The following is a 4,520-nucleotide window of genomic DNA, read 5'->3' on the forward strand; positions in this document are numbered from 1 at the left end:
TCACGTGACTGTGCCGTCAGTGATCACGTGGCTGAGCAGGCACTGATATCCTGACTGAGCATGCACTGATCCTGTGCCGGGAGCAGGGGAGGCATTCCACTCTGGACAAAGGTCATGAGGAAGGAGGCTCGGCATAGTAAAATGCGGGATCGAGCCTCAGGAGTCCACCCGGATATTCTCGAGCATCTCCCCCCCCCAAAAAAAAACCAGAGTCTGCCTACTGTATTGCTTTGTGCTCTCACCTCTGATTTCACTGGGGGCTGTCCCCCACCACCATCTCGCTCTCTCTGTCAAACAGTTAACTTACACCTCCAATTCATAAAGTTCCTTGTCATTCTTCCCTGTACCTTCCAGCCGAGTCTCCATCTGGAGCGTGGAACAAACCACGCTTACTAATTTTGCCTGGACTGCTAAAACCCACTCGAGAAGGTGTCTAGGGTTAGGCACCTTCCGCTATTCGAGAGGGCGCCTGCGGCCTACGTAAGTGGTGCAAATTCTTGTCTTGAAGATTGATTGGTCTGCGGCGTAAACCAAGCTACTCAGTCTCTTTTCTCCACCGAATTTTCCTACTGAGCTATCCTCATACTATTATTCTTGATATCTCTGATTAGCATATAAAGAGTCGCCTAGGCCATCTCTCCTTCGAGTACTCTGGATCAGCTGGGGCTGGTCCCCGGCAGGTGGCGCCCGAACAGGGACCTCAGGAGGCAATACTCAAACAGCTGAGCAGACACGAACCACGCAATCAGCAGGCAATAAGCATGGAGCTCAGCAGTGGCGTATCATGCTGCTCAACTGGCATAATCAAGCAGGTGACCAGGCAGGAATCACGCAGCTTAGCTGGCAATTGTCAAGCAGATGAGCCGACAGGAATCACGCAGCTCAGCTGGCAATTGTCACAGGCCCCGCGCGAGGTCGGACTTCTCGGCCGCCGACAGCCGCGCCTCCGGGTGGAGCAGCAGGTAGTCCCGGGGCGGCATCTCGCCCTTGGTGACCGTCTTGCCCGCCTCGCCCGCCGCCTCGGCCCCTTCCTCGCTGGCCGTGTTCAGCGCGGTGAAGTTGAGCGACTCGCGGCCCTCGTCGACGTGCGACTGGATGCGCCACGACATCGGCGCGATCGAGGCGTACCACGGCCACCGGGTCCGGTTGCTGTGGCAGTCGAAGCACGCCTTCTGCGCCAGCTCCTGGGTCCGCGGCGAATCGAACGCGGCCAGCGTGCCATCCGGGGGATTCGAGTGCTGGCGCCCGTAGGGCACGACCTGGAGCAGGGCGAACAGCAGCACGGGAACGGTGACGGCCAGGGTGAGCTTGCGGGCGGTGGTCATGGAAGCCTCCTCGGGATGGGGTGAACGCGGTCTGCCGACGACACCCGCAGTGTGGGACGGCCGTGCGCTTCTCCGCATCGGGCGCATGCCGTATGGTCCCCGCGCAAGTCGTTGGGACTTCGCACCCCCGGCAAATGACGGATACCCTTTCGAACCAGCGATCCGCGCGAACGCGCCTCGTCGTGGCCATCCTGCTCGTGGCCATGGTGGTGGCCGGCGCCGTGGACCTGCTGACCGACTCGCCGCGCGTCTGGCAGGGCAGCCACGCGCTCGTCGAGACGTCGTTCATCCTGCTCGGCGCCGCTGCCGCGATGCTGCTCCTGCGCGGCTGGCGGGACACGGAGCGTTCGCTCGAGGGGGTCCGGGCGGCGCTCGCCACGCGGCAGGCCGAGCGCGACCACTGGCAGCAGCTCGCCCGCACCGCGCTTCGCGGGCTGGGCGAGGCCATGGACCAGCAGTTCGACGCGTGGGCGCTGACCCCGGCCGAGAAGGAGACCGCGATGTTCCTGCTCAAGGGGTACAGCCACAAGGAGGTCGCGAGCCTCACCGCGCGCAGCGAACGCACCGTGCGGCAGCACGCCGTCAGCGTCTACCGCAAGTCCGGCCTCGCGGGCCGGGCCGAGCTGGCCGCCTTCTTCTTCGAGGACATGCTGCTGCCGGCGGAGAGCGCCGCGGGTGAGGTCTCGCCCGGTTCGGGCGCGGCGCCGGGCGAGTGAGGCCTGCGGCGCCGGGCGAGGTCAGCCCGGGAATCCCATCCTCGCGCGGAGCGCCGCCCAGCGTGGATCGCCGTGGAGGGCCCGCAGCCGGGGGCTGAGGTTCAGCTCGCTGAGCCCGGGGTCCTGGGCCGCGTACGCGCGCTCGAGCCACTCGAACGCCCGGTCCACGTCCCCGCGCCCCGCGTACACCTCGGCGATCTGGTAGGCCATCGAGTCCGCGTGCCGCTCGACGAGGGCCGCCAGCGCACGGTCCGATTCCGCGGCGCGCCCGGCCGCGTGGTGGACGACCGCCAGGCTGAAGAGGCGATGCTCCTCGGCCGGCTCGCGCGCCGCCACCGCGAGCGCCTCCCCGTCGCGCCGCTCGTCGGCAAGGGCCAGCGCGAAATAGGATCGCGCCACGGCGCGTTCGGGCGAGATCTCGAGCGCCTTGCCGTACGCCTCGATCGACTCGTCGAGCCGTCCCGCGGCGTGGCACGCGAGCCCGAGGTTGATGTACGCCGAGGGGCTCAGTGGATCGTGCTCGAGCGAGCGGCGGAAGAGCTCGATCGCTTCGTCGAAGCGGCCCCGGAGCGAGGCCAGCACGCCGGCCCAGCGCAGCACGAGGGCGTTCCCGGGGGCGTGCTCCAACGCGCGGCGGAGCGATCGCTCGCCGCCCTCCCAGTCGCGATCGTGGTGCATCTGGAGCCAGCCCATCAGCGCGTGCCCTTCGCCCAGGTCGGGCTCCAGCTCGAGCGCGCGCTGCGCGGCCGCGCGCGCGCGCCCGTAGCCCTCGGCCACCGGGAGCCAGCCGCGGCCCGTCATGCCCGTGCACGCCTGGCCCAGCTCCGCCCAGGCCAGCGCGTAGCCGGGATCCAGCCGCAGCGCCTCCTCCAGGTAGCCGATCCCCTTGTCCATGTCCTCGCGGGCCAGGCGATCGCCCAGGTGACGGGCCAGCAGGACCAGCCGGTGCGCTTCGGCGCTCCCGCCGCGGCCCTTCGTCGCCTGCGCCACGTCCGCCCTCGCCTCGCCGCTCGCCTTGGAATCCGCGTCCTCGCCGAGCAGCGTCGTCCGCAGCTCCTTCACCACCGACCGCGCGATGTCGTCCTGCACCGCGAAGATGTCCTCGAGCGTGCGGTCGTAGGTCTCGGACCAGAGGTGGTCGCCGTCCGACACCTTGACCAGCTGCACCGAGATCCGCACCCGGTTGCCCGCCTTGCGCACGCTTCCGTCGAGCACGCTGGCGACGTTGAGCGCGCGTCCCATCTCGCCGATGGTCGCCGACTTCCCCTTGAACGTGAACGCCGACGACCGCGCGGCGACGCGCAGCCCGGGAATCCGGGTCAGCACGTTGATCAGCTCGGTGGCCAGGCCGTCGGAGAAGTACTCGTTCTTCTCGTCGTGGCTCATGTTCACGAACGGCATCACCGCGATCGACGCGACGTCCCGCGGCCCCGGCGGTCCCGCCTGCGCCCCGCGCTCCAGCGTCCGCCGCAGCCCGCGCAGGTCGTTCCCCAGGTCGAGCGCCGTCTGGAACCGGTCGCGGGGATGCTTCTCCAGGCAGCGCCCGACGATCCGCTCGAGGTCGCCCGGCAGGTCCGCACGGACGCTCGCGAGCGGCGGCGGCGCGTCACGCAGGATCGCCGAGCTCACGTCCGCGAGCGTGCGGCCCGTGAAGGGCCGCCTGCCGGTCGCGAGCTCGTAGACCAGGACGCCGAACGAGAACAGGTCCGTGCGCGGATCCACGGCCTCCCGTCGGACCTGCTCCGGGGCCATGTACGGCAGGGTGCCGATGACGTCCGCGGTATCCGAAATCGGCGACACCATCGTCACCGCGCTCGCGAGGCGCGGATCGGGATCGGCCTTCGTGAGCTTGGCGAGGCCGAAGTCCAGGACCTTGACCCGCCGGTCGCGCGTGACCATGACGTTGCCGGGCTTGAGGTCCCGGTGCACGACGCCCTTCTCGTGCGCGGCCGCGAGCGCGTCGGCGATCGGGATGGCCACGTCGAGCAGGCGGGCGACGGGCAGCCCGCCGGGAGCGATGTACGAGGCCAGGTCCTGGCCTTCGATCAACTCCATCGTCAGGAAGCGCACGCCGGCCGCCTCCTCGATGGAATGCAGCACGACGATGTTGGGGTGATTGAGGCCGGCCACCGTCCGGGCCTCGCGCTCGAAGCGCGCCAGCCGGTCCGGCGACGAGGCCACCGCGCGGGGCATCACCTTGATCGCCACCTCGCGCCCGAGCCGCGGGTCGAGGGCGCGATACACTTCGCCCATGCCGCCCGCACCGAGCGGCGCCACGATCTCGTAGGGTCCGAGCCTTGCTCCGGAAGTCAGCAGCATGGAGCCAAGATCGACCTCGCCTTCCTTCTCGCCCCGATGGGAAGACGGCTGCTCTCCGCGGGCCCGCGCATCGAGGCTGCCGGGTCAAGGATAGTCCACGACCCTCGACCGGCAAACCCGCGCCGGGGCGGTCCCGGCCGCCGGCGCGAGCGGGCGTGAC

Annotated in this window: 3 protein-coding genes; 1 reads left to right on the plus strand and 2 read right to left on the minus strand. The window is 68.7% G+C overall.

From position 1 onward, the window contains the following. Positions 1–896 precede the first annotated feature (896 nt). Positions 897–1,325 (minus strand): heme-binding domain-containing protein, encoded by a 429-nt coding sequence (locus VI078_15675; protein ID HEY6000725.1) that lies wholly within the window; start codon positions 1,323–1,325, stop codon positions 897–899. Between the two features lie 182 nt (positions 1,326–1,507). Between VI078_15675 and VI078_15680 the strand changes: the two genes are divergently transcribed. Then, entirely contained in the window at positions 1,508–2,041 is a 534-nt protein-coding gene (locus tag VI078_15680; protein HEY6000726.1) for a LuxR C-terminal-related transcriptional regulator, read from the plus strand. 21 nt (positions 2,042–2,062) lie between these two features. Here VI078_15680 and VI078_15685 read toward each other — a convergent pair whose 3' ends face one another. Then, the gene (locus VI078_15685) at positions 2,063–4,360 is read right to left on the minus strand and encodes a protein kinase (GenBank protein HEY6000727.1); all 2,298 of its coding nucleotides are present in this window, start codon (positions 4,358–4,360) and stop codon (positions 2,063–2,065) included. Positions 4,361–4,520: the final 160 nt, after the last annotated feature.

The sequence above is a fragment of the bacterium genome (genome assembly GCA_036524115.1).
Taxonomy (GTDB): domain Bacteria; phylum JAUVQV01; class JAUVQV01; order JAUVQV01; family DATDCY01; genus DATDCY01.